This window comes from Isoptericola sp. NPDC057191 (assembly GCF_042670225.1).
Taxonomy (GTDB): Bacteria; Actinomycetota; Actinomycetes; order Actinomycetales; family Cellulomonadaceae; genus Isoptericola.
In genome coordinates, this window is record NZ_JBHUWC010000008.1 from 1 (window position 1) to 22,516 (window position 22,516).

Here is a 22,516-nt window from a genome sequence, read left to right on the forward strand (position 1 = left end):
GCCCCTGACCGGGGAGCCGGTCAGGGGCTTCGTCGTGCTGGTGGGCGATACTGGGATCGAACCAGTGACCTCTTCCGTGTCAGGGAAGCGCGCTACCGCTGCGCCAATCGCCCATGCTGCGAGGTGGGTACGGGATTCGAACCCGTGTATACGGCTTTGCAGGCCGCTGCCTCGCCTCTCGGCCAACCCACCTTGAGACGTGCTCTCCCGACGCTCATCGCGAGTCGATCAGAGAGTGGGCCTCCGAGCGGATGACGGGACTCGAACCCGCGACCCTCACCTTGGCAAGGTGATGCTCTACCAACTGAGCCACATCCGCACGACCAGGAACTTGGACACCTTGCGGTGACCGCCGTTCTGGCGCGCCCCAAACATTAGTGGACCCTTGACGGTCCGTCCAATCGCCTCGCCGGTGCCTCGCTGGTCGCCGCGCTGGAGCCGTTAGCGTGCTCCTGTGACCGCGCCGACCTCCTGGGCCACGTTCGCCGGACGCCGCGCGACGCGCGCCGTCGAGTGCGTCGACCTCGCCGAGCAGCCCGAGCGGCTGGACGAGGGCCTGTGGTTCGTCGTCGTCGACTTCGAGGCCGACCTCGGCCGCGACGGCACCACACGCCGGGGCGGCCGTGCACGCGCGTGGCGGTTCGCGGAGGTCGCCGCCGAGCCCTCGCGCCCCGCGCCCCCACGGACGGACGACTGGCACGGCCCCGCGCCGTCGGACTGGCGCACCTCCATGGACCGGGACGCGTACGTGCGCGCGGTCGGGACCGTCCGTGAGCGGGTACGGCGCGGGGACGTCTACCAGGTCAACGTCTGCCGGGTGCTCTCCGCCCCCCTCCCGGCGTGTGCGACGCCGGACGGCGTCGTCGAGCCGGACGCCGCCGCCCTGGCCGCACGGCTCGCCGCCGGCAACCCCGCCCCGTACGCCGCCGCCGTGCACGTCCCGGCGTCGAGCGGGCTCGACCCCGTCTGGGTGGTGAGCGCCTCGCCCGAGCTGTACCTGTCCCTCCATGGCCCTGTCCTGGCCTCGGGACCGATCAAGGGCACCGCCCGCACACCCGACGGGCTCACGGCGAAGGACCGGGCCGAGAACGTCATGATCACCGACCTCGTGCGCAACGACCTGCAGCGCGTGTGCCGCCCCGGCACGGTGGACGTCACCGACCTGCTCGCCGTCGAGGAGCACCCCGGCCTCGTGCACCTCGTCTCGCGGGTGCAGGGCCGGCTCGACCCGGACCTGGACGGGCCGGGCCGCTGGGGACGGGCGCTCGAGGCCACGTTCCCGCCCGGGTCGGTGTCGGGCGCGCCCAAGTCGTCCGCGCTGCGCCTCGTCGCGGAGCTGGAGCCCGTGGCCCGGGGCCCGTACTGCGGCGCCGTCGGCTGGGTGGACGGCGACGCCGGACGGGCCGAGCTCGCGGTCGGCATCCGCACGTTCTGGTGGACCGACGGACCCGGCGGCGGCGTCCTGCGCTTCGGCACCGGCGCCGGGATCACGTGGGGCAGCGACCCCGCGAAGGAGTGGGAGGAGACCGAGCTCAAGGCCGCGCGCCTCGTCGGCCTCGCGTCGTCGTCCCCCGAGGTGCCGCCTCCCGTGCCCGTCGACCGATGAGTTCCGGCGTCCGCCGACGTCGGACGGGCATGACACAGGTGACGTGCGACATCGGGATCTCCCTCGACGGCTACTCGGCCGGGCTCAACCAGAGCCTGGAGCAGCCGTTCGGGGACGGCGTGGGCGGCGGGGAGCAGATCCACGCGTGGATGTTCGACCACGCGGACGCCCACCGCGCCGAGCTCGACGCCATCACGGCCGCGGGCGCCTTCATCATGGGCCGCAACATGTTCACCCCCGGGCGCGGGGAGTGGGACCTGGGCTGGCGCGGCTGGTGGGGCGAGGACCCGCCGTACCACGCGCCCGTCTTCGTGCTCACCCACCACGAGCGCGAACCGCTGGAGATGGACGGTGGCACCACCTTCCACTTCGTGACGGGCGGCCCGCAGGAGGCGCTCGACCGCGCACGCGAGGCCGCGGGCGACCGGGACGTGTCCATCGCCGGTGGCGCCACGACGGTCGGGCAGTTCCTCGCCGCCGACCTCGTCGACGAGCTGCGCCTGCACATCGCGCCCGTCGTCCTCGGGGTCGAGGGTGTGCGCCTGTTCGACGGCGTCGGGAACCACGCGCTGCGCGCCGCCGGAGGCCGGGTCACCCCCGAGGTGACGCATCTCGTGCTGCGTCGCTGACCAGGCGCTACTCGGGGACGTTGCCGGTGTCGTGGCCCAGCAGGTACGGCGTCGTGACCCCCTCGTACATGAGGTGCGCGACGAGGCCCTCCGTCGCGTGCGGCAGGTTGTGGCAGTGGTCCATCCAGATGCCGGGGTTGTCGGCGACGAAGGCGATGTCGTAGACCTCGCCGTCGCCGACCTCCAGGGAGTCCACCCACCACGGGCTGCCGCTCGCCGCCACGCCGTCGCGGGACAGCACGACGACGTGGTGGCCGTGCAGGTGCATCGGGTGCGGCTCCCCGCTGCGGTTGTCGATCCGCATCCGGACCACGTCGCCCTCGGCGACCGTGAACATGGGCACGTCCGGGTAGGTGTGGCCGTTGACCGTCCAGTGCAGCCCGGGCTTGCCGTCGAGGAAGCCCGGCGCCCGGCCGATGACGTACGGGAAGCTGCGCGTCGCGTCCTGGGGGTCGAAGCCCAGCGGGGCGGGCGTGCCGTACGACAGCGGGTCGAGCGTCGTGGTCGGCCGAGGCTCCGGTGCACGCTCCTCGCCCGCCGGTCCGACGACCACCCCGGCGGAGCCGCCGAGCTCGACCCGCGCGGCCGACCCGTCCGCGGGGGCGACGACGAGCAGGTCGGCGCGGCCCCCCGCGGGCACGACGACGGCCTGGTCATGCACCTCGGGCGGCTCGTGGACGTCGGACCCGTCGATCGCCAGGAGGCGGAACGAGGCGCCGCTCACCCAGACCGGCAGGCTGCCGTTGTCGGTGTTGACCACGCGGACCCGCGCGGCCTGGCCGGGGGACACCTCGACCGGCAGGTCGCCGGTGGTGCCCTGCACCGTGCGACGAGCCCCGTACTGGTGCACGAGCGCGGGCACGTCGACGGCCGTGGCGAGCAGGCGCGCCACCTGCGCACCGCCCGCGACCTCCGCAGCCGGGTCGGGGCTGACCACCACGGCGCCGAGGAGACCCTTGCGGACCTGCTCGTGCGAGACCTGGTGCGAGTGGTACCAGTAGGTGCCCGCGTCGGCGGCGACGAACCGGTAGGTGAACGAGCCGCCCACGGGGACGGCGTCCTGCGTCACCCCCGCGACGCCGTCCGCGGCCCCCGGGACGTCGACACCGTGCCAGTGCAGCGTGGCGCCGCCCGGCACGCTCTCGTTGACGAACCGGACCTCGACGAGGTCGCCCTGGGTGGCGTGCACGGTCGGGCCGGGCGTCGACCCGTTGACCGTGTACGCGTCGATCGTGACACCCGGCGCGATCTCCACCTGCTCGGACCGCGCCGTCAGGGTGAGCCGGACGGCCGCCGGTCCCGACGGCGCGGTGAGCTCGTCGACGCCGACTACTGCCGCCGAGGCGCCATGGCCGCTGTCGCTGCCATCGCTGCCATCGCTGCCGTGGCCGCCATGGCCACCATGAGCGTCGAGGCTGGTCACGCGCGGTCCGCTGCCGCGCTCGGGTGCGCCGGCGTCGGCCACCGAGAAGCTCCCCGGGACCCGGCTGGTCTGCCAGAGCAGCGCGAGCGGGACGAGGACGGCGGCCGCGAGCAGGACCGCGACGACGCGCCGCAGGATCGCGGACGCACGCGCCGTCATCGTCCCGCCGCCCTCAGGACGCGAGACCCTCGACCGGCGCGCCGCCGGTCGCAGCGGGCGCCGTGCCAGGCAGCCTGCCGCGCGCCGCGACCCGCCACCCGGTGTACAGGGAGACGCCGAACAGCAGGAGCGCGTTGACGCCGTGCAGCGCGCCCAGGAACGGGACGCTGTGCCCGGCCAGGCCGAGCGTCACCTGCAGCACCACGAGCAGCAGAATCGCGAGCCCCCACCGCCAGGCACCCCGGACTCCGGCGAAGAAGGACGCGACGAGCGTCAGGATCGCGACGACGGGCAGCACCATCGTCCCGTTCACGCCGTGGAGCATGAACCCGACCTCCTCCGGGAACAGCGACGGTCCGGAACCGCTCTGCTCCATCGCGGCCTGGTCGAGCACGCCGCCGTCGTCGATGAACAGCCCCAGCCCGGCGACGGCATAGACCATCACGGCGGCCTGCACGACGACGCCCGCGGCGACGACGTACGCCAGAGTGCGAAAGACCTGTCTCACTGAGATCACCTCGAAGTCACCGGGGCCGCGCCGTCGCGGCCCCTCCTTCCGATGGTGAGGCGCCCGCCCCGCACGCGATACGACCACCCGGGGTGAACGCGCGGGTGAACTGGGGGCACGAGGATCATGCCGAAGGCGTGCGACGTCCGGCACACTGGCCCTCATGAGTCTGGTGATCTGGGCGGAGGGCCGCCTTGTCGGTCAGGGAGAGGCGGCGCTGAGCGCCGTCGACCACGGCATCACGGTCGGGGACGGCGTCTTCGAGACGTGCACGGTCTTCGACGGGCAGGCGTTCGCGCTGACCCGCCATCTGCGGCGGCTCGCGCGGTCGGCGCAGGGCCTCGGCCTCGCGGCGCCCGACGAGCAGAAGGTGCGCGACGGCGTGGCCGCCGTCCTCGCCGAGGCCGTGCGGGCCGACGGCCCGTTCGACGGCCGCCTGCGCATCACCGTGACCGGAGGGATCGGCCCGCTCGGGTCCGGGCGGGTCGACGCCCCGCAGACGGTCGTCGTCGCCGTGCAGGACTCGGCGATGGCCCCGACCTCGCGCTCCGCCCGCTCGCCGTGGCCGCGCAACGAGAGGTCCGCCGTCGCCGGCCTCAAGACGACGTCGTACGCCGAGAACGTCGTGGCGCTCGCGGACGCCGTGCGCAAGGGCGGCGACGAGTCGATCCTGCCCAACACCGTGGGCGACCTGTGCGAGGGCACCGGGTCGAACGTCTTCGTCGAGCGGGACGGCGAGCTGGTCACGCCCACCCTCGAGTCCGGGTGCCTCGCCGGCATCACGCGTGCCCTGGTGCTGGAGTGGTCGGCCGAGGAGGGGCTGCCCGTGCGCGAGGCGAAGGAGAGCGAGCTGCCGTTCACCGTCCTCGACGAGGTGGCCCAGGGCCGGTCGCAGCTCACGCTCACGTCCTCGGGGCGCAACGTGCAGCCCGTCGTGTGGCTCGACGGCGCCGACGTCGCCGTGGGCGAGGTGTCCCGCGCCGCGCGCGAGGTGTTCGAGCGCAACTGTCGCGAGCGCCTCGACCCCTGACGGTGCCGGAGGCGCCGGTTTGGTCCGCCGCCCGATCTGTGGCTAATATCGTCCACGCACCGGGCGATTGGCGCAGTGGTAGCGCGCTTCGTTCACACCGAAGAGGTCACTGGTTCGAACCCAGTATCGCCCACCCGTGAGAGAAGGCCCTCCGACCAGCAGAAGCGCTGGTCGGAGGGCCTTCTTGTCGCGTTCACCCCTCGAGCAGGCCGCGCCGGAACCCCACGGCGACTGCGGCCGCGCGATCGCCGACCCCGAGCTTGGCGTAGATGCTGATCAGGTGCGTCTTCACCGTCGCCTCGCTGAGGTGCAGGCGCGCTCCGGCGGCGCGGTTCGTCGTGCCGTCGGCGACGAGCGCGAGCACCTCGAGCTCGCGGGGAGTGAGAACGGATGCTTCCGGCGAGCGCACCCTGCGCACGAGCCGCGACGCCACCGAGGGCGCGAGCACCGCGTCGCCGACCGCGGCCGCGCGAATGGCGCGCAGCAGCTCGTCCCGCGGTGCGTCTTTCAGCAGGTAGCCGGTCGCCCCCGCCTCGATGGCGGGCAGCACGTCGGCGTCGGCGTCGTAGGTGGTGAGCACGACGACGCGTGCGCGGATGCCGAGCCGGCCGAACTCGCGGATCGCGGCAACCCCGTCCATGCCGCGCATCCGCAGGTCCATGAGCACGACGTCGGGGTCGAGCACGCGGGCGAGGGCGACCGACTGGGAGCCGTCCGACGCCTCACCGACGACCTCGACCCCTGGGTCGGTCGCGACCATGCCGACGATCCCGTCGCGCACGACCGGGTGGTCGTCGGCGACGAGCAGGCGCACGGGCGCTGAGAGGTGGCCGCTCATGCGGGCACCTCCGCGCGCACAGCGGTGCCAAGCCCGGGCCGGGACTCCACGACGAGCGCGCCGGCCAGCGACTCGATGCGCTCGCGCATGGCGAGCAGGCCGTAGCCGGCGCCGGCGGGGTCGGCGGATGCGTCGAAGCCGCAGCCGTCGTCGCGCACCTCGAGCCGGGCGCGGCCGCCGACGGTGCGCAGCTCGAGCACGACGCGGTGCGCCGCCGGGTGCCTGTCGATGTTCGCCAGCGCCTCTTGCGCCGTGCGCAGCAGGGCCACCTCGGTCTCGGTGCGCAGCTCCGCGCCGCCACCGGTGACGACCTCGACGGGGACACCGGTGCGGGCGGACCAGGTGCGTGCGACGTTCGCGAGCGCCTCCGGCAGTCTGTTGGCGTCGAGGGCGGGCGGCCTGAGCGCCTGCACCGAGCGGCGGGCCTCGGCGAGGCCGTCGCGTGCCAGCGCGAGCGCGGCATCTGTGTGCCTTGCTCGCGTGCCGTCGTCGACCGCCTGCTCCGCCGCCTGAAGCTGCGTCACGATGCCGGCGAAGTTTTGCGCGAGGGTGTCGTGGATCTCGCGGGCGAGCCGCCCTCGCTCAGCCTCGGTGGCGGTCTGCTGGGTCTGGCGCTGGGCGAGGCTGAGGCCCCACGACAGCCCGCACATCACGACGACGTTGAGCGTGACCACGGTTGCCGTCGCGACGATGCCGACGGTGTCGTGCCCGAAGCCCGAGCTCTGGGCCCAGCCCGCGACGACCGCGGTGGCGCCGACGGGAAGCAGCTCCCACGGCCACGGGACCATCGAGTACGCGAACGAGAAGGTCGCCACGGTGAGGAACCCGAACCAGCCGTCGCGCAGCACGAGCAGCAGGTTCAGGACGATCATGCCGCCCACGAGCACGGCGCTCGTCGTCGGGTGCCCGCGCCACCCGAACGGCAGGTCGCGCAGGACCAGCACCCACAGGGCGGTGCCGGCGCACAGCGCCAGCGTCGGGCCGAGCTGCGCCCACTGGCCCCACTGCATGACGAGAGTGAACAGCGCCAGGACGCCGAGCAGGACGTACGGCGTCGTCGTGAGGACGACGCGCCAGCGCGGGTGCAGTGCGGACACGGCCCGACCCTACGCGTGTCGGGGGAACAGGGTGCGGACGCGCGGCAGCAGCGCGAGGACCGCCACGGGGAGCACGATCGCGCCGCACACGGCCTGCTCGACGCGGACCCAGGCGGGCAGGAAGTCTGGGATCGAGACGACCACGACGACCGCGACCACGATGACGGGCGCGATGATCGCGAGACGTGCCCAGGAGGCACGCGAGCCGCGGGCCGCGCCGCGGGCGAACAGGATCTGCACGATCGCACTGGCGAGCACGAACGAGCACCGGATCCACACGGCGACGTCGACGGGCCCGACGAGCAGCGTCGTGACGATCAGGACGACGATCATCGTCGCGCTGAGCGCGAGGAAGGCGACGAGCAGGCGCAGGATCGGGCGGAAGGCGGCGCGGCGGGCGAGATCGGCCGCACCATGAGCGGCGGCAGCGTGAGCGGCGGCAAAGTTCTGGCTCATGCCCTCATGCTGCGTGCGGGGGCCGTCACCGTGGATCGACCGATCGGTGCGACATCGTCATCGATCGGCTGGTGCCGGGACGGACCGCGAGGACGGCTGGCGCCGGCAACCGACGACCCACGGCGCCGCGACGGCGAGCAGCACGCGGCGGGTGGTGGCGGGGACCTCAGGCGTAGTACTCGACGCGCCACTCGTCGTGCCACTCGATGACGGGGCGATCCCCGTCGAACCGGATCGGCAGCCAGACGTAGTCGGCGACCGAGGGGTCGACGTGCGCGAACTCCTCCATGGGCTCGTCACCGTCCCTTCCCGGGGCGAAGTGCTCGGTGAAGGCGGTGATCGCCTCGGACGAGTCCGCCGTGTACCGGGGCAGCCACCGGTCGCCGAGGGCGATGTACAGGTCCTCCTTGCCCGGGTGCTTGAAGACCGAGCTGATCTGCGACCGGAAGGAGTTCCGGTCGGTGTCGGTGGGGTGCAGGTCCCCGAGCACGGTCCAGGGGCCGTGGTACGTGTCCGCCACGGCCGCCTCCGACGGGTTCGGGTAGTAGCCGGTGGTGCCCGAGGTGAGGAGGTAGTGCTTGCGGTTCCGGTGGAAGTACGCCGGCGCCTCGCGCACCAGCGGCGGCTGCGGCTGGGGGAAGTGCGTCGAGTAGTACCCGGTGACGTCGGTGTAGTCGTCGGTCAGGTCCGCGACGATCATCTCGGAGTGCACCCGCTCGAAGATGTAGTAGCCCTTGCCGTCGTGGGGGTCGACGACGAGGTCGAAGTCCCCGGCGCTCATCCCGAGAGGGCGCAGGCCGGACCGCACGCGCCGGTACGGCCCGAGGATGTCGTCGGCGACCAGGACGGTGGACCGCTGCACCGATCCCTTGGACATCACCTTCAACCAGCACACGTACCGCCCGGTGCTCTCGTCGTAGACGATGTGCGGCCGGTCCATGCCCGTGCTGGGGTGCAGCGGCGAGTCCGGGTCGTCCGGCTCCGGCGGCACGATGAGCCCGCGGTCGGTCCAGCGGTACAGGTCGGTCGAGGAGTAGCAGCGCACCCCCCAGTGCCAGATTCCGCTGCCCGGCGTCGAGAGCTCCTTGTTCTCGCCGTACCAGTAGAAGGTGTCACCGACGGTGATGATCGAGCCTCCGTGGGCGTGGATCCGCTTGCCGTCGGTGTCGAGCCACACCTCGCCGGGCGTGATCGCGTCCTTCATCGCACCTCCTCCACGGTGGGTACGTCCTCGATCACGGCGGCGGTCCACACGTGCCGTCCCGCTCCCACCTCGTGCGTCGCGCCGTCGGGCAGCACGACGTCGGCCCGGACACCGAACGGCACCTCGACGAGGACCTCGACCTCGTCGCCGCGCCGCGTCCAACCGGCCTCGATCCGACCGTACGGGCTGTCCAGGCGCGCCGACGCGCTGGTCAGCCCGCCACCGACCCGCGGTGCGACCCGGACGCGCCGGTAGCCCGGGGCGGCGGGAGCGAGGCCGGCCACCACGCGATGGAGAAAGTCCACCACCGCGCCGAGGGCGTAGTGGTTGAAGCTGGTCATGTCGCCGGGGTTGACCCTCCCGTCCGGGAGCATCGAGTCCCACCGTTCCCAGATCGTGGTGGCGTCCATCGTCACCGGGTAGAGCCACGACGGGCACGCCCGCTCGAGCAGGAGCCGATAGGCGGTGTCCATCTGCCCCGTGTCGGCCAGGGCGTCGCAGACGATCGGCGTGCCGACGAACCCGGTCTGGATGCGGTGGTCCCCGTCCCGGACGAGCTCGGCCAACCGGCGTCCCGCGACCTGGCGTTGCCCGTCGTCGGCCAGCAGGCCGAACGCGATCACGAGCGCGTAGCCCGTGACCGACTCGTGGGCCAGGCGTCCGTCGGGCAGGACGTAGGCGGTCCGGAAGCCGGCAGCGGAGCGCTCGCCGACCTTGCGGTAGCGGGCCGCGACGTCATCGCGGCCCAGCACCTCGGCGGCCTGGACCAGGAGCCGGGCCGACCGGACGATGTAGGCGGTCGTGACGAGGTGCTTGTCGGTGCGGCCGGCTCCAGGATCGTCCGGCGGCGCGGCCGGGTCGAGCCAGTCGCCGAGGCCGAACCCGGACCGCACCACCCCGTCGTCGTCGGCACGGGAGGCGAGGTGGTCGACCCACCCGGACATGGAGTCGAACTGCTGGGCGAGGATGCCGGCGTCGCCGTAGCGCTCGTACATGGTCCAGGGCACGACGACGGCCGCGTCGCCCCAGGCTGCGGTCGAGTCGGACGGGAAGCCGCACGGCACCCACGGCACGAAGTTGGGCACCGCACCGTCGGGTGCGCCCTCGACGGACCCACCCGGCCCCTGCTCGTCGGCGACGTCGCGCAGCCAGCTGTCCAGCACCCCGCCGCTGCGGTACAGGTAGGTCGCGGCTGGGGCGAAGACCTGGATGTCGCCCGTCCAGCCCAGCCGTTCGTCGCGCTGCGGGCAGTCGGTGGGCAGGTCGACGAAGTTGTCCCGCATCGACCACACGGTGTTCTCGTGCAGCTTCTCGAGCAGCGGGTCGCTCGCGGCGAACCAGCCCGTGCGTGCCATGTCGGTGTGCACGACGACGGCATGCACGTCGCTGCGCTGGAACGTTCCGGGCCAGCCCTCCAGCTCCACGTAACGGAAGCCGTGGACCGTGAACCGCGGCTGGTAGACCTCGCCTCCCGGCTCGCCACGCAGGACGTAGGTGTCGGTCGACGTGGCCGTGCGCAGGGGACGGGTGCCGAGCTCGTCGTTCTCGAGCACCTCGGCATGATGGAGCCGCACCGTCGCGCCCGCCGCCCCGCACACCCGGATCTCCACGCGGCCGGAGACGTTCTGCCCGAAGTCGAGCCGGATGCGCCCGTTGGCGCGGCGCTCCACCGCGACCGGGGCGAGTCGCTCGACCTGCCGGACCGGGTCTCCGACCGCCGGCTCGAGCCGCGCCGTGACCGAGCCGAGCGGGCGGATCTCGGGCCGACGCCAGGTCGTGTCGTCGAACCCCGCGAGCGACCAGGCCGGGTCGTGGCGGCGCGCGTCGTACGTCTCGCCCTCGTAAAGCGCCGTCGCGACGGTCGGGCCGTCGGCCGTGGTCCGCCAGTCCAGGTCGACGATGCGCACCGCACCGTCGGTGTCGGTGAGCTCGAGCTGGGCGACCAGGCCCAGGTGCGACCCGTACAGATCCCACACGCCGCCGTCGAACCCGATCCGGCCGCGGAACCAGCCGTCGGCGATCTCGACGCCGAGGGCGTTGTCACCGGACCTCAGGAGCGGGGTGACGTCGTAGGTCTGGGTACGCAGCCGGTGGTCGTAGCTGGTCCATCCGGGCGCGAGATCCTGGTCGCCGACCTTGGCACCGTTCAGCTCGGCGCGGTAGACCCCCTGCGCGGTGGCGTACAGGCGCGCGCGCACCGGGGTTCGCTCGACGGTGAACTGAGCACGGAGCAGATGGGCGGGGCGCGGGCCGACGCCGCGCATCGCGCTCGGCGACGGCACGATCAGCGGGACCCTCCAGTCGGCTCGGTCCAGCAGAGCGGCCTCGATGGTCAGGAAATCGCTCCAGCGTGCGACGGTGCCGTCGTCGGCGGTGACCCGCACCCGCACGGCGACCTGCTCGCGGGAGGCCAGGGGGGCGAACGGCCAGTCGACCAGCACCTGGTCGGGCCCGTGCACGACGGCGGTCTCGCGCCGTCCGTGCCGAACGACCTCGACGTCGGCTCGAGCCTGGGTCCCGGTGCCGCCCTCGACGGTCCAGCTCAGTCGTGGCACCGAGGTGCCCAGACCGAACCCGTCGCGACGGTGTTCCACGCGTGGCGTGGTGGTGCGCATCGTCATCCCTTCACCGAGCCCGCTGTGAGGCCCTTCATGACCTTCTGGTTGAGGAACAGGTACAGCAGCAGCGTGCCCAGCACGTTCACGGAGATCGCCGCGAACATGGGCCCGTAGTCCACCGAGCCGTAGGAGCCGGTGAAGTTGAGCAGTCCGACCTGGATGGTCCGCAGTCCGGGGCTGTTGACGAAGGTCATCGAGATCAGCAGGTCGTTCCACAGGAAGAAGAACTGCACGAGCGCCACGGTGAAGACGGCGTTGCGCACCAGGGGCAGGCCGACGGACCAGAACAACCGGTAGACGTTCGCGCCGTCGATGGTGGCCGCCTCGAAGACCTCGCGAGGCACGGCTCGGAAGTAGGTCGCCATCATGAACACCGTCAACGGCATGCCGATGGCGACGTAGGTGATGATCAGCGGCCACAGGGTGCCGGTGAGGTCCAGGTTGAAGTAGATCGTGAACAGCGGGAGCAGGATCATCTGGACCGGGACCATGATCCCGGCGAGGAAGAGGAGCAGCACGGGGCCGCGGCCCTTCCAGACCATGACCTCGAGCGCGAACCCCGCCGCGGTGCCGAGCAGCACGATCAGGGCCAGGGACGGGAAGACGGCGAGGACGGAGTTGACGATGTAGCCGCCCAGTCCGCCTCCGACGAACGCCTCCACGTAGTTGTCGAGGCTCCACTGCTGGGGCAGGGACCAGAACGGGGCGGAGAGGAACTCGTTCTGCGTCTTGAAGGAGCCCAGGAGCAGCCACACCAGCGGGTAGACCACGACGATCAGCAGCAGCGTGACGCCGATGTGGACGGGCAGGTTCCGCAGGGTGCGGCGGGCGCGCCGGGGCCGACGGGTGACGGTGGGCGCGGGGGTGAGCTGCGGGGTGCGCAGCGTGTCGGTGGTCATCGGGTCACACCTTGGTGAGGTCGCGGCGCGTCGAGTTGAAGATCACGACGGTGACGACGAGGCAGAGGATGGTCAGCATGAGGGCGATGGTGGAGCCGTACCCGTAGTTGCCGTAGCTGAACGCGGTCTGGAACATGTAGACCGTCAGGGGCGTGGTGGAGCTGCCGGGCCCGCCGTTGGTCAGCGCGACGATGGTGTCGAAGACCTTCAGGGTGCCGTTGATGGAGAAGATCACGGCGGAGATCAGGACCGGCGCGGAGAGCGGGACGACGACGGAACGCACCAGGCGCCACCCGCCGGCGCCGTCGATCCGTGCGGCCTCGATGACCTCGTCAGGGATCTCGACGACGCCCGCGAAGAGCAGCACGGCGTAGAACCCCATCGAGCGCCACAGATCCAGCAGGATGATCACCCAGAATGCCGCGGTCGGGTCGCCGAACCAGTCGATGTTCGGGCCGCCGAGGGCCTGGATGATCGTGTTGACCGGTCCCACGGTGGGTGCCGCCTCGAAGAAGCGACGGAAGAGCAGCGCGACGGCCACGGTGGGCAGGATGACCGGGAAGAAGACGAGGGTGCGGACCACCGCCGAGGACCGCTTGAGGTGGAAGACGTACAGGAGCGACAGCGCGTAGCCGAGGCCGACCTGCAGGATCGTCAGCACGAGTGCGTACCTGATGGTGAACAGGACAGCGTCGTGGCCGGTGGGGTCACCGAAGAACTTGACGAAGTTGCCGAGTCCGGCGAACTCGAATCCGCGGATGGCGTTGCCGTCGGCGAAGGTGTAGCCGACCGACCAGAAGATCGGGACGAGCATGACGAGGGTGTAGACGAGGAGTGCGGGACCGAGCAGCAGCGCGACGGCGCGGCGGTCCCCGAGGACTTGTCGCATGGGTGGGCTCTCCGTGATCGGTGCGGGGGGTGGAGGGCGTCGGACGTGTCCACCCCCCGCGCGGCGGTGGTCAGTTGCCGCTGGCGTCCTGGACGAGCTTCATGAACTCCTGGCCGGTCAGGTCGCCGGTGGCGAGTCCGCCGCCGTTGCTCTGGCTGACCGTGGTCGCCTCCGGCGAGAAGAGCGCCTCGAACCACAGCACCGAGCTGGGGGCGTCGGCGATCGTGTCCTGGACGAGGGTGGTGAGGTCGCTCTGGCCCTCGGCCTTGGTGACCTCGAAGCCGGTGACCTGGCCGAACTCGTCCAGGGCGGTCTGTCCGTAGTTCTCTGCGACGCAGCCGAGCCAGTCCTTCTGAGCCTTGCCGTACTGCGCGGTGGTGAACATGACGGGGATGCCGACGTTGGCGGGCACCGCGTCGATGCTGCCGGCGCCCCCCTCGACCGCCGGGAACGGTGCGAAGCCGATGTTGTCGACGCCGATCTGGTTCTGCTCGGGGTCGTTGAAGTTCGCCACGGCCCAGGAGCCCATGTAGAGGAAGGCGCCGTTGCCGGTGAGGAACTGGCTGAGCGAGGTGTTGTAGTCGATCGACCCGGCGGCGTCGCCGAAGTAGCCCGCGCGCCCCAGGTCCGCGACGGCGTCGGCAGCCGCGACGTACTCCGGGTCGGTCAGGGAGGCCTCCCCGTCGGCCACCTTCTGCAGCGCGTCAGGACCGAGGTCACGGAAGATGTAGTTGCCGACGAGGCGGGTGACCGGCCAGCCGTCCTGGCCGGCGGCGATGAACGGCTGCACGCCGGCGGCGTCCAGCTTCTTGGCCGCGGCGACGAGGTCGTCCCAGGTCTGCGGCGGCTCGATGCCGTTGTCGGCCAGGATCTGCTTGTTGTACCAGAAGCCCTCGATGTTGAACTCGCTGGGCAGGGCGTACAGGTCGTCGGACCCGTAGAGCGCCTTGATGGTGGACTCCGCAGCGGGCAGGACCTTGTCCTCGACGCCCAGGTCGGCGAGCTCCTCGCTGAGGTTCACCACCTGGCCCGCGTCGATGAGCTCCTGCATCATCGTCGGGGTGCCGCCGGCCATCGACATGTTGGACAGGGCGTCCTGGCCCGCGAGGAGCTGGATCTGCTGGTCCCAGTTGGAACCGTCGATGGCGTCCGGCGTGAGGGGGGCCGCGTCGTTCTCGGCGGAGCACTGGTCGGCGGCGAGCGACTTGAGCGTGCCGACGATGGTGGTGTTGTCGTTGGAGCCGAGGTAAGTGAACTCGTCGCTGCCAGCGCCGGCGCCGCCGCCGGAGTCGCTGCCGGAGCAGGCGGTCAGGGCGAGCGCGGAGATGCCTGCGGTCGCGACGGCCGCGGTGAAGCGGCTGACTCGCTGGGTAGTGAACACGTTTCCTCCTTGAAAGGGTCCATCTTGGAGCGCTTCATCGCGGCGCCAGACGGTGTTCTTGAACCGCTTCAATGCTGATTCGAAGCGCGACGTTGAATCGCTTCAGTGACACGATGGCGGAGAGGTCCGCCGGCTGTCAATCGTTCGTTGCCCGATCGTTATCCGGGCGCGGAGCGCACGGTGATCGCTTGCCGCGCCGCCCAGCCCACCGTGCTGGGGCGAGCGATGAGCTGCGGCTGGCAGGTCACGAGTCGGTGCCGGTGCCCGGACGACGTCGCGGCGTTCATCTCCTCGAGAAGGAGCTTGGTCGCCTCCCGGCCGATCTCCTCGCCCGGTTGGCGCACCGTCGACAGCGGGATCGTCGAGTCCCAGGCCGCGCGGTTGTCGTCGTAACCGATGATCGCGAGGTCCTGGGGGACGCGCAGGGACGAGCCCACGAGGACCGACTGCAGGACGCCCAGCGCCAGCAGGTCCGCCGCCGCCACGACCGCATCCGGTCGCAGGTCCGCAGTGCGTGCGGCGATCTCGTCACCCACACGCCGGCCGTCCTCCACGCGCACGTCGTGGGTCCGTTCGACCTCGAGCGAGACGCCGGGATGCTCGGCGACGGCGCGCTCCACGCCGGCCAGCCGGTCGCGTACCGGCACGAGCTCGGTGGTCCCGGCGAACAGCAGCCGGGTGCGGCCCTGCTCGATGACGTGCGAGGCGGCCAGGTACCCGCCGAGCTCGTTGTCCGGAACCACTGAGCAGATGTCCGAGTGGTCCCCGGGGGCGTCGACCAGGACGACGGGCAGTCCGCGGGCACTGTGGTGCAGGTCCTGGGTGGATCCGTGGTTTGCCGCGATGAGGATCCCCGCGACACGTTCCTCGACGAACAGGTCGAAGTAGGTCCGCTGCTTGTCCTCCGACAGGTCCGAGTTGGCCAGCAAGAGGTTCAGGCCCGCCGTCCCGGCCGCCTCCTCGGCGCCGCGCGCGATGTCGAGGAAGTAGGAGTTGGACAGGTCGATGATGACGAACCCGAGGGTGGTGCTGCGCCCGGCGGCCAGCGAACGCGCCACCCCGTTACGGACGAACCCGAGGCTGGCGATGGCGGCCTCGACGCGTTCGCGTGTCGCGGGGGCGACGCGGGCGGTGCCGTTGAGCACGTTGGAGACGGTGCCCATCGACACCCCGGCCGCGCGCGCCACGTCCGAGATGCTCGGCGCGTGCCTCGTGCCCACCGTCGCTCCTTCGCCCACGTGCTCTCCGTCGTCGTCACGAAGATTACCCGCGCCTCGGCACACCGGACGGCACCATCCAGCAGTCGACGAGCTGTCCGAACCGGAGAGAGGTCAGCGGGCGGACCGCCCCTGCGCGGCGGACGTGCCGAGGTCGCTGCCCTCGAGCTCGTGCCCGTTCTTCACGGCGGCGGCCCACGTCGTGGTGTCGGCCACGCGAGCCCAGTTGGAGTGCAGGAGAGTCATGAGGGTCTCGTGCACCTGGCGGGCGGGCGCCGTGCCGGCCTCGTTGGCGAGGTCGACGGCGCCGGTCGCGTCGGAGAGCACCTCCACAGTGAGCCCGAGCGGCTCGGCGGCGGCCGCCGACGCGAGCACACAGTTGTTCGTCATGTAGCCCACCAGGGTGAGCGTGTCGACGTCGTGCTCGCGGGCCCAGGACTCCAGATCGGTGCCGGCGAAGATGCTCGAGTAGCTCTTCGTCACACGGGCGGCGGCTGATGCCGCTCGCCGCTCGATCTCGGGGTGCAGCTGCCAGGTCGCCGAGCCCGCGGCGAACACCGGCGAGCCGGCGGGCAGCTCGTGGCGGACGACGACGACGGGGACGTCCGAGGCGTCGGCGGCGTCGAGGGCCTCGAGGATCCGGGCGAGCGAGCCCTCACGCGGCGGGTACTGGACGGGTAGAGCTCCGCCGTCGAAGTACTCCTGCTGGGCATCGACGACGACGAGGGCGCGGCGGGGGACAGGCACGGGCGTTCTCCTTCGTGGGGCGGTGCGGCGCGAGGTCGCGCCGCCGCGTCCCACTGTCGTGGTCTCGGAGGCGCTACCGTGAGTGGCAGACAAGCACACTGTCGATGAAATCAGGACATGCCCATGCGAGTAGCCGTTCGTGCCTTCGACGGGATCACGGCGTTCCACCTGGCGTCGCCGCTGCTCGTGTTCGGCGAGGCGTCCCGCCAGCAGCCGGGGGCTGGCTGGACCACGACGGTCTGGAGCGACGACGCACGACCCGTGCTGACCTCGGAGGGCTTGTCGGTGGGAGACCTGCACGGACCGGAGGCGGCCGAGACCGCGGACCTGCTCGTCCTGCCCTCCTGGCCTGCCGAGTACCCCGATCCGGACGACACGCTCGTCGGCACGCTGCGCAGGGCGCACGAGCGTGGCGCAGGGATCGTCGGCCTGTGCCTGGGCGCGTTCCCCGTGGTCGCCAGCGGCGTGCTCGACGGGCGCACCGCGACCACGCACTGGGCCGCGGCGGCCGAGCTCGCGCGGCGCTACCCGCGGGTGGACGTCCGGGCCGAGGCGCTCTACGTGGACCACGGCGACGTGCTGACGTCCGCCGGGACCGCGTCGGGGCTCGACGCCTGCCTGCACGTCGTGCGCGAGCGGCTCGGCGCGGCGGTCGCCGCGGACGTCGCGCGGCGTCTGGTGATCGCGCCGCACCGCGAGGGCGACCAGGCGCAGTACATCGAACGTCCGCTGCCCGGCGACGACCCGGGCCCGCTCCACGACACCGTGACCTGGGCTCTGGAGCACCTCGACGAAGACCTGTCCGTCGACCGGCTCGCCGAGCGGGCGTGCATGAGCCCGCGGCACTTCTCGCGTCGCTTCGTCGAGTCGACCGGCATGACGCCCGCGCGGTGGGTCCTGGACCGCCGCCTCGACGAGGCGCGTGGACTGCTGGAGACCACGGGGCTCCCGATCGGTCGCGTCGCCGCAGCGTGCGGTTTCGCCAGCGTGGTCACGTTCCGGCAGAACTTCGCGGCACGGTTCTCCACCACGCCGACGTCCTACCGGACCAGGTTCGCGACCGCGGCGTCGTGAGCTTTCTTCCGGCCGAGGTGCCCCGGGGCGGCGGTCAGGAACGGCGACGCGCGCGCCTGGACCCGACGACGGCGGCGACGACCACCAGCAACGCCCCGGCCGTCATGATCGCGGCGCCGAGGCCCGCGGCCACCCACGGCAGGTCCACCGGGATGCCGAGGTGCACCGTGAGGCCGAGGATCCGCGAGAGCCCCCACGGCAGCACCATCATCTGGTCGTTCCAGGCCGTGAGGACCGTCTCCAGCCCGATGGCGCCGACCACGATCCCGCCGACCAGCACCGGAGCCGACACCGCGAGCAGCACGCGTCCGGCGGTGGCCGCCGGTCCGAGCCCGAGGGAGCGCAGCGCGAACCAGGCGGCGGCGACCACCCAGCAGAACGCCGCGAACGCGATCGTCACGTACACGGCGCGGGACGTCGGGTCCGCCCAGAGCCCGTACCAGTAGCCGCCCGGTCCGGTGAACGAGAGAGCGACCAGCAGGACGACGGTCCGCAGCACCGCGGCGCCTCCGACGGCGCCCGCCACCGCGAACGCGGCGCCCCGGCCGACGAGAGCCTGCAGCACCGCCACGAACAGGACCCAGGCGCCGAGCACGAGGACCAGGTGCACCCACCCCAGCGCCCAGGTGTACGCCACGCGGCTCAGCACCAGGGCGGCGGCGGGGAGCGTCCAGACCAGGACGCGGTCGGTGCGCGTCGCGGCCGCGGTCAACGGCGCGACCCGCCAGGGCCGGGTGGCGCCGAGCCACAGGGCGCGCAGGGCGGTGACGCCGCGCCCGGACCGCCCCCGGGCCAGCAGCCGCTGCCCGGGCTCGGTGCCCAGCAGCAGGGCGACCACGAGCAGGAGCCCGAGGACCCGCGCGACCCAGGACACCGGCAGGTCGCGGGCGGCGCGCTCGACGCCGAGGTCGGCCGCGGTGAACGTGTACGTGGGCAGGAAGAGGTCGTCGCCGTAGGTCTCGACGTGGTGGGCGCGGGAGGACTCGTAGGCGTCGCGCGCCGACGCCCACGCCCCGCGCGCGTCAGACGCTCCGGTGTCCAGCCAGCGGCCGTGCTGGAGGACGACGTCGCGGTAGTCGGCCAGGACCGTGAACAGGTCGACCTCGTAGTCCAGCGCCGCGAGGAACTGCTCGCGCAGGTCGGGGTCCCGCCACGTGGCCGGATCGGTGCCGGCGACCACGGCGCGCATCTGCTTCGCGACGTCGACGGCGGCGTGCCCCTCGGCCAGTGCGGCGTCCAGGTCGTCGCCGACGATCGAGGAGATCGAGTCCAGCGCCGCGGCGTCACCGGACAGGATGTCCCACTCGAAGATCCACATCATCGGCGGCGGCTCGAGGCCCAGCGCCCGCACCTGGTCGCGGGCGAACGCGCCGATGTACAAGCCGTGCCGGATCGCGTCGCGGGACTGCGCCATCGCCTCGCTGATCGCGGCGACGGTCTGCGGGTCGTCGGAGAACGTGGCGCGCGCCCAGTCGGCGGTGATCTCGCCCGGGTCGGCCTGGGGGTCGGCGGCCAGGCGCGCCGCCGCGTACGTGTTGAGGTCGTAGAGCTGCCAGAAGCCGGACTTGCGGTACAGCGTCATCGGCCCGGCCTTCCACGGACCGCCGTCCTGTGCCCACGCCCACACGCCTTCGAGGTGCGGGTTGACGTCCCGATAGTGCTGCAACGCCTGCTGGTAGGCGGACCCCAGGTCGTTGGGCAGCGCCCCGAACGCCTCGAACTCGCGTCGCGACTGGAGCTCGACGATCCGGCGCTGGTCACCGACCTCCAGCGTCGGGTTCAACGGCAGCCACGAGTAGAAGTCCCCGGCGACGTACTTGGTCGAGACCACGAGAGCGTCGGAGTCGATGCCGGCGAGCACCGCCTCGTACGAGTCCGGGTTGGTGTGCATGTCGCCCACCGCGCCCACGCCGACCGACCAGGACCGGAAGATCACGTCCTTGCCGTGCTCGTCGGCGACCCGGGTGAACGCGGTCAGCATGGCGCGCACCGACGCCGCGTCGGTCACGTCCAGCTCGGACCAGTAGTCCCAGCCGGGCAGGTCGTAGATGCGGCCCGCCTCGCCGATGCGGATCATGAGCCCGTCGACCGCCGGCATCGTGTCGAACACCTCGGCGAGCCCGGCGGCATACACGTCCCACAGCTCAGGATCGGTGGTGTCCAGGCCGTGCTCGTCGAGATAGGCCTGCAGGGGAGTGGTGAGCATGAGCATGTCGGTCTGCAGGTAGACGTCCATGCCTGCCTCGTCGGCGTCGGCCCACAGCCCGCCGAAGTCGCGCTGCATCGTCCTGGCGCGGGCGACGTGCTCGTCGGACCCGTCGTAGACGGGCTCGTCGAGGCCGTCGAACGTCACGTACTCGAGGAACCCCGGGACGACGACGCCCGTGAAGCCCTCGGCGAGCTGCGACCTGACGTACCCGCGGAAGTCGTCGGCGTCGTCGGCGAAGCTCGCCGGGTCCACGTAGGGCGCACCGGACACGATGCTGTCCGCGAACGACCCGCCGTTGTGGGAGTAGGGGTCGCCCTCGCGCCAGCCCTGCGGGTCCGGCTCGACTCCCGTGGCGCCCTTGTCGACCAGGCGCATGCTCATCGCCGGCGCCTGGACGACGCCGTCCTCCGCCGCGGGCCACGGGTCCGTCCCGGTGCGGACGCGGTCGGCCAGGGTGTACAGCCCGTGGGCCGCGCCGTCGTCCGTGGTGGCCTCGAGGAGCCAGCCGTCGCCGGTGCTGGTCAGGCGGGAGGTCTCGTCGCGCCTCCCCGACGTCGCGCCCTGGGTCTGCGGCGCGGGCGGCAGGTCGACGCCCGTCGTCACGGTCAGGACGCCGGTCCCGGCGCCCGGTGACTCGCTCCCCGCCGCGGAGGTGTCGGCGTCGTGCACCGCCACGGCCGCGGTGCCGCGCGCCGCGAGCGCGTCCACGACGGCGTCCGCCGCCAGCGTGAGCTGGAGCCGGTCCGCGGTGCGGACCTCGGAGATCTTCGGCGGTGCCGCGGGGGCGGTCGCGGGGGCCGCCTGCGGGTGCTCGGGCGCAGGGGAGACCCGTTCGGCCGAGACCGCGAGCAGACCGGCGAGCTGCGTCGCGACGACGAAGCCGAGCACGAGCAGGACGACGGCGGTGGCGGCCGCGTGCCAGGGGCGCCGGCGCGCGCCGGGGCGAGGGACAGGAGACACGGCGTGAGTGTAGGTGACCCAGGTCACAAGCCGGGCCGGTCGGCATACCCGGGGCCGACTGACGGGCCAGGGGCCTCGGGCACGCCCCCTGGGGGTCCGGCCAGGGACGCCCCCTGGCGCCTTCCCCGTGGCTCCGGAGGGAGTCTCGGAGAGCGGGGGACGACCTCCGCGTCACCCAGGAGGGAAGGCCCCATGCCCGTCATCCGCTTTCAGCTCGACTCCTCGCTCAGCGCCCCGGAGGCCTTCGGGGTGCTGACCGACTTCACCGCCGCTCGGCCGGACGCCTGGCCGACGATCGACGCCGACCACTTCGAGGTCCACGCCCTCGGCGCGAGCTGGGCCGACGTCACCGAGGGCACCGCGTCCGCGTGGGAACGCGCGCACTACGAGTGGGACGCCGACGCCGGCCGCGTCGACATCACGACGCTCGACTCGAAGGTCTTCGGCCCCGGCGGCGGCTGGGTCTTCCAGGTCACCCCGACCGCCTCGGGCTCCCGCATCGACGTCGAGCTCACCCGGCACCCCGAGTCCCTCAAGGGCAGGCTGCTGGCCGCGCTCCTGCCCCTCGTGGCGCCGGCGTCGCTCCGCAAGTCGTTCAGCGGCCCGCTGCACGCCGTCGCCTGACCTGCCACCACCGATCGCCCACCACCGATCACCCACGACCTACCACCCGTCACCGGCGGCACGGCCGCCGCGACTGAGAGGAACGACCCCATGTCCGAGATGAACCCCGCCCCGGAGCGTGTCTGGCTCGTCACCGGGAGCTCCCGCGGCTTGGGCCGCGCCGTCGTCGAGGCCGCGCTCGAGCGCGGCGACGTCGTCGTCGCGACCGCCCGCCGCACGGACGATCTCGCCCCCTTGACCGAGCGCTTCGGCGACCGCGTGCTGCGCACCCCGCTCGACGTCACGGACCCCGAGGCGGCACGGGCCGCCGTCGCCGCCGGGGTCGACCGTTTCGGACGGCTCGACGTCGTCGTGAACAACGCCGGCTACGCCGACAGCGCGGCGATCGAGGAGATGCCCGAGGACGTCTTCCGACGCCAGATCGAGGCGAACCTGTTCGGCGTCGTCAACGTCACCCGGGCCGCGCTGCCCGTGCTGCGCCGACAGCGCTCCGGGCTGTTCCTCCAGCTCTCCTCGGTCGGCGGCCGAGTCGGCGGCACGCCGGGCATGGGGGCCTACCAGGCCGCGAAGTTCGGTGTCGAGGGGTTCTCCGAGGTGCTCGCCGCCGAGGTCGCTCCCTTCGGCGTGCGCGTCGTGATCGTCGAACCGGGCGCCTTCCGCACCGACTGGCAGGGCGGCTCGATGCAGCGGTACCCGGCGGGTGCCGACTACGCGGCGACCGTCGGCGCGATCAACGACCTGCGCGCCGAGACCGACGGCACCCAGGCCGGGGACCCGGCACGGGCCGCCGAGCTGCTCGTGAGCCTCCCGGAGCGGCCCGACCTCCCGCTCCGGCTGCCGCTCGGCTCCGACGCCGTCGAGCGCGCGCTCGCCGGCGACCGGCGCCGCATCGACGAGACGACGGCGTGGGCCGACGCGAGCCGGAGCACCGACTTCGCGGTGCTGTGA

Annotated in this window: 19 protein-coding genes and 4 tRNA genes; 7 read left to right on the forward strand and 16 right to left on the reverse strand. The window is 72.4% G+C overall.

From position 1 onward, the window contains the following. Positions 1-38: 38 nt before the first annotated feature. The 3 genes from ACFT55_RS02765 to ACFT55_RS02775 all read right to left on the reverse strand — a co-directional run bounded on the left by ACFT55_RS02765 (position 39) and on the right by ACFT55_RS02775 (position 319). A tRNA-Val gene (locus tag ACFT55_RS02765) sits at positions 39-113 on the reverse strand. An 8-nt stretch (positions 114-121) separates the two neighbouring features. Continuing rightward, positions 122-192 (reverse strand) — tRNA-Cys (locus ACFT55_RS02770). Between the two features lie 54 nt (positions 193-246). Continuing rightward, positions 247-319, reverse strand: a tRNA-Gly gene (locus ACFT55_RS02775). Between the two features lie 135 nt (positions 320-454). Between ACFT55_RS02775 and ACFT55_RS02780 the strand changes: the two genes are divergently transcribed. Continuing rightward, complete coding sequence (locus ACFT55_RS02780; RefSeq protein ID WP_380241217.1) at positions 455-1,606, forward strand: chorismate-binding protein; 1,152 nt, start codon at positions 455-457, stop codon at positions 1,604-1,606. Between the two features lie 29 nt (positions 1,607-1,635). Beyond that, the gene (locus ACFT55_RS02785; RefSeq protein ID WP_380241219.1) at positions 1,636-2,235 is read left to right on the forward strand and encodes a dihydrofolate reductase family protein; all 600 of its coding nucleotides are present in this window, start codon (positions 1,636-1,638) and stop codon (positions 2,233-2,235) included. 7 nt (positions 2,236-2,242) lie between these two features. On the opposite strand, the gene ACFT55_RS02790 is transcribed toward ACFT55_RS02785, so the two are convergent. Continuing rightward, positions 2,243-3,817 carry a multicopper oxidase family protein gene (locus ACFT55_RS02790; protein ID WP_380241222.1) on the reverse strand — a complete coding sequence of 525 codons (1,575 nt, stop codon included), beginning with the start codon at positions 3,815-3,817 and terminating at the stop codon, positions 2,243-2,245. A 13-nt stretch (positions 3,818-3,830) separates the two neighbouring features. After that, the gene (locus ACFT55_RS02795) at positions 3,831-4,325 is read right to left on the reverse strand and encodes a hypothetical protein (RefSeq protein ID WP_380241224.1); all 495 of its coding nucleotides are present in this window, start codon (positions 4,323-4,325) and stop codon (positions 3,831-3,833) included. Positions 4,326-4,488: 163 nt separating this feature from the next. On the opposite strand from ACFT55_RS02795, the gene ACFT55_RS02800 reads away from it, so the two are divergent. Both ACFT55_RS02800 and ACFT55_RS02805 read left to right on the forward strand, forming a co-directional pair. Then, positions 4,489-5,355, forward strand: a complete 867-nt coding sequence (locus ACFT55_RS02800) for an aminotransferase class IV (protein ID WP_380241226.1) — start codon at positions 4,489-4,491, stop codon at positions 5,353-5,355. A 61-nt stretch (positions 5,356-5,416) separates the two neighbouring features. After that, positions 5,417-5,488 (forward strand) — tRNA-Val (locus ACFT55_RS02805). Between the two features lie 60 nt (positions 5,489-5,548). Here the strand turns inward: ACFT55_RS02805 and ACFT55_RS02810 are convergent. From ACFT55_RS02810 to ACFT55_RS02855, 10 genes are all read right to left on the reverse strand, one after another. Beyond that, positions 5,549-6,193: a response regulator gene (locus tag ACFT55_RS02810; RefSeq protein WP_380241228.1), complete on the reverse strand. Its 645-nt coding sequence runs from the start codon at positions 6,191-6,193 to the stop codon at positions 5,549-5,551. Then, positions 6,190-7,290: a sensor histidine kinase gene (locus tag ACFT55_RS02815; protein WP_380241230.1), complete on the reverse strand. Its 1,101-nt coding sequence runs from the start codon at positions 7,288-7,290 to the stop codon at positions 6,190-6,192. The genes ACFT55_RS02810 and ACFT55_RS02815 overlap by 4 nt, the downstream gene beginning before the upstream one ends. Before the next feature lie 9 nt (positions 7,291-7,299). Continuing rightward, entirely contained in the window at positions 7,300-7,746 is a 447-nt protein-coding gene (locus ACFT55_RS02820; RefSeq protein WP_380241232.1) for a hypothetical protein, read from the reverse strand. Between the two features lie 166 nt (positions 7,747-7,912). After that, the gene (locus ACFT55_RS02825) at positions 7,913-8,950 is read right to left on the reverse strand and encodes a family 43 glycosylhydrolase (protein WP_380241235.1); all 1,038 of its coding nucleotides are present in this window, start codon (positions 8,948-8,950) and stop codon (positions 7,913-7,915) included. After that, positions 8,947-11,565 (reverse strand): family 78 glycoside hydrolase catalytic domain, encoded by a 2,619-nt coding sequence (locus ACFT55_RS02830; RefSeq protein ID WP_380241237.1) that lies wholly within the window; start codon positions 11,563-11,565, stop codon positions 8,947-8,949. Before ACFT55_RS02830 ends, ACFT55_RS02825 begins: the two co-directional genes overlap by 4 nt. A gap of 2 nt (positions 11,566-11,567) precedes the next feature. After that, positions 11,568-12,467, reverse strand: coding sequence for a carbohydrate ABC transporter permease (locus tag ACFT55_RS02835; RefSeq protein ID WP_380241239.1), 900 nt, complete (start codon positions 12,465-12,467; stop codon positions 11,568-11,570). Between the two features lie 4 nt (positions 12,468-12,471). Continuing rightward, a complete protein-coding gene (locus tag ACFT55_RS02840; RefSeq protein ID WP_380241241.1) occupies positions 12,472-13,356 on the reverse strand; it encodes a carbohydrate ABC transporter permease in 885 nt (294 codons plus the stop codon). A gap of 70 nt (positions 13,357-13,426) precedes the next feature. Then, positions 13,427-14,737 carry an ABC transporter substrate-binding protein gene (locus ACFT55_RS02845; RefSeq protein WP_380241243.1) on the reverse strand — a complete coding sequence of 437 codons (1,311 nt, stop codon included), beginning with the start codon at positions 14,735-14,737 and terminating at the stop codon, positions 13,427-13,429. 158 nt (positions 14,738-14,895) lie between these two features. Next, entirely contained in the window at positions 14,896-15,957 is a 1,062-nt protein-coding gene (locus tag ACFT55_RS02850; RefSeq protein WP_380241246.1) for a LacI family DNA-binding transcriptional regulator, read from the reverse strand. A 111-nt stretch (positions 15,958-16,068) separates the two neighbouring features. Beyond that, positions 16,069-16,701: a cysteine hydrolase family protein gene (locus ACFT55_RS02855; protein WP_380241248.1), complete on the reverse strand. Its 633-nt coding sequence runs from the start codon at positions 16,699-16,701 to the stop codon at positions 16,069-16,071. A gap of 123 nt (positions 16,702-16,824) precedes the next feature. Between ACFT55_RS02855 and ACFT55_RS02860 the strand changes: the two genes are divergently transcribed. Further along, the gene (locus ACFT55_RS02860; protein WP_380241250.1) at positions 16,825-17,775 is read left to right on the forward strand and encodes a GlxA family transcriptional regulator; all 951 of its coding nucleotides are present in this window, start codon (positions 16,825-16,827) and stop codon (positions 17,773-17,775) included. A 34-nt stretch (positions 17,776-17,809) separates the two neighbouring features. Here the strand turns inward: ACFT55_RS02860 and ACFT55_RS02865 are convergent, their stop codons facing one another. After that, a complete protein-coding gene (locus tag ACFT55_RS02865) occupies positions 17,810-20,944 on the reverse strand; it encodes a hypothetical protein (RefSeq protein WP_380241252.1) in 3,135 nt (1,044 codons plus the stop codon). A 192-nt stretch (positions 20,945-21,136) separates the two neighbouring features. Here ACFT55_RS02865 and ACFT55_RS02870 point away from each other — a divergent pair, with 192 nt between their 5' ends. Beyond that, the gene (locus tag ACFT55_RS02870; RefSeq protein ID WP_380241255.1) at positions 21,137-21,568 is read left to right on the forward strand and encodes a hypothetical protein; all 432 of its coding nucleotides are present in this window, start codon (positions 21,137-21,139) and stop codon (positions 21,566-21,568) included. Positions 21,569-21,658: 90 nt separating this feature from the next. Continuing rightward, positions 21,659-22,516: an SDR family NAD(P)-dependent oxidoreductase gene (locus tag ACFT55_RS02875; protein WP_380241257.1), complete on the forward strand. Its 858-nt coding sequence runs from the start codon at positions 21,659-21,661 to the stop codon at positions 22,514-22,516.

Coding starts and splice junctions, on each gene's coding strand:
- ACFT55_RS02785 (WP_380241219.1), top strand. CDS start 1,636: ATGACACAGGTGACGTGCGACATCGGGATCTCCCTCGACGGCTACTCG.
- ACFT55_RS02790 (WP_380241222.1), bottom strand. CDS start 3,817: ATGACGGCGCGTGCGTCCGCGATCCTGCGGCGCGTCGTCGCGGTCCTG.
- ACFT55_RS02800 (WP_380241226.1), top strand. CDS start 4,489: ATGAGTCTGGTGATCTGGGCGGAGGGCCGCCTTGTCGGTCAGGGAGAG.
- ACFT55_RS02810 (WP_380241228.1), bottom strand. CDS start 6,193: ATGAGCGGCCACCTCTCAGCGCCCGTGCGCCTGCTCGTCGCCGACGAC.
- ACFT55_RS02820 (WP_380241232.1), bottom strand. CDS start 7,746: ATGAGCCAGAACTTTGCCGCCGCTCACGCTGCCGCCGCTCATGGTGCG.
- ACFT55_RS02825 (WP_380241235.1), bottom strand. CDS start 8,950: ATGAAGGACGCGATCACGCCCGGCGAGGTGTGGCTCGACACCGACGGC.
- ACFT55_RS02830 (WP_380241237.1), bottom strand. CDS start 11,565: ATGCGCACCACCACGCCACGCGTGGAACACCGTCGCGACGGGTTCGGT.
- ACFT55_RS02835 (WP_380241239.1), bottom strand. CDS start 12,467: ATGACCACCGACACGCTGCGCACCCCGCAGCTCACCCCCGCGCCCACC.
- ACFT55_RS02840 (WP_380241241.1), bottom strand. CDS start 13,356: ATGCGACAAGTCCTCGGGGACCGCCGCGCCGTCGCGCTGCTGCTCGGT.
- ACFT55_RS02860 (WP_380241250.1), top strand. CDS start 16,825: ATGCGAGTAGCCGTTCGTGCCTTCGACGGGATCACGGCGTTCCACCTG.
- ACFT55_RS02870 (WP_380241255.1), top strand. CDS start 21,137: ATGCCCGTCATCCGCTTTCAGCTCGACTCCTCGCTCAGCGCCCCGGAG.
- ACFT55_RS02875 (WP_380241257.1), top strand. CDS start 21,659: ATGTCCGAGATGAACCCCGCCCCGGAGCGTGTCTGGCTCGTCACCGGG.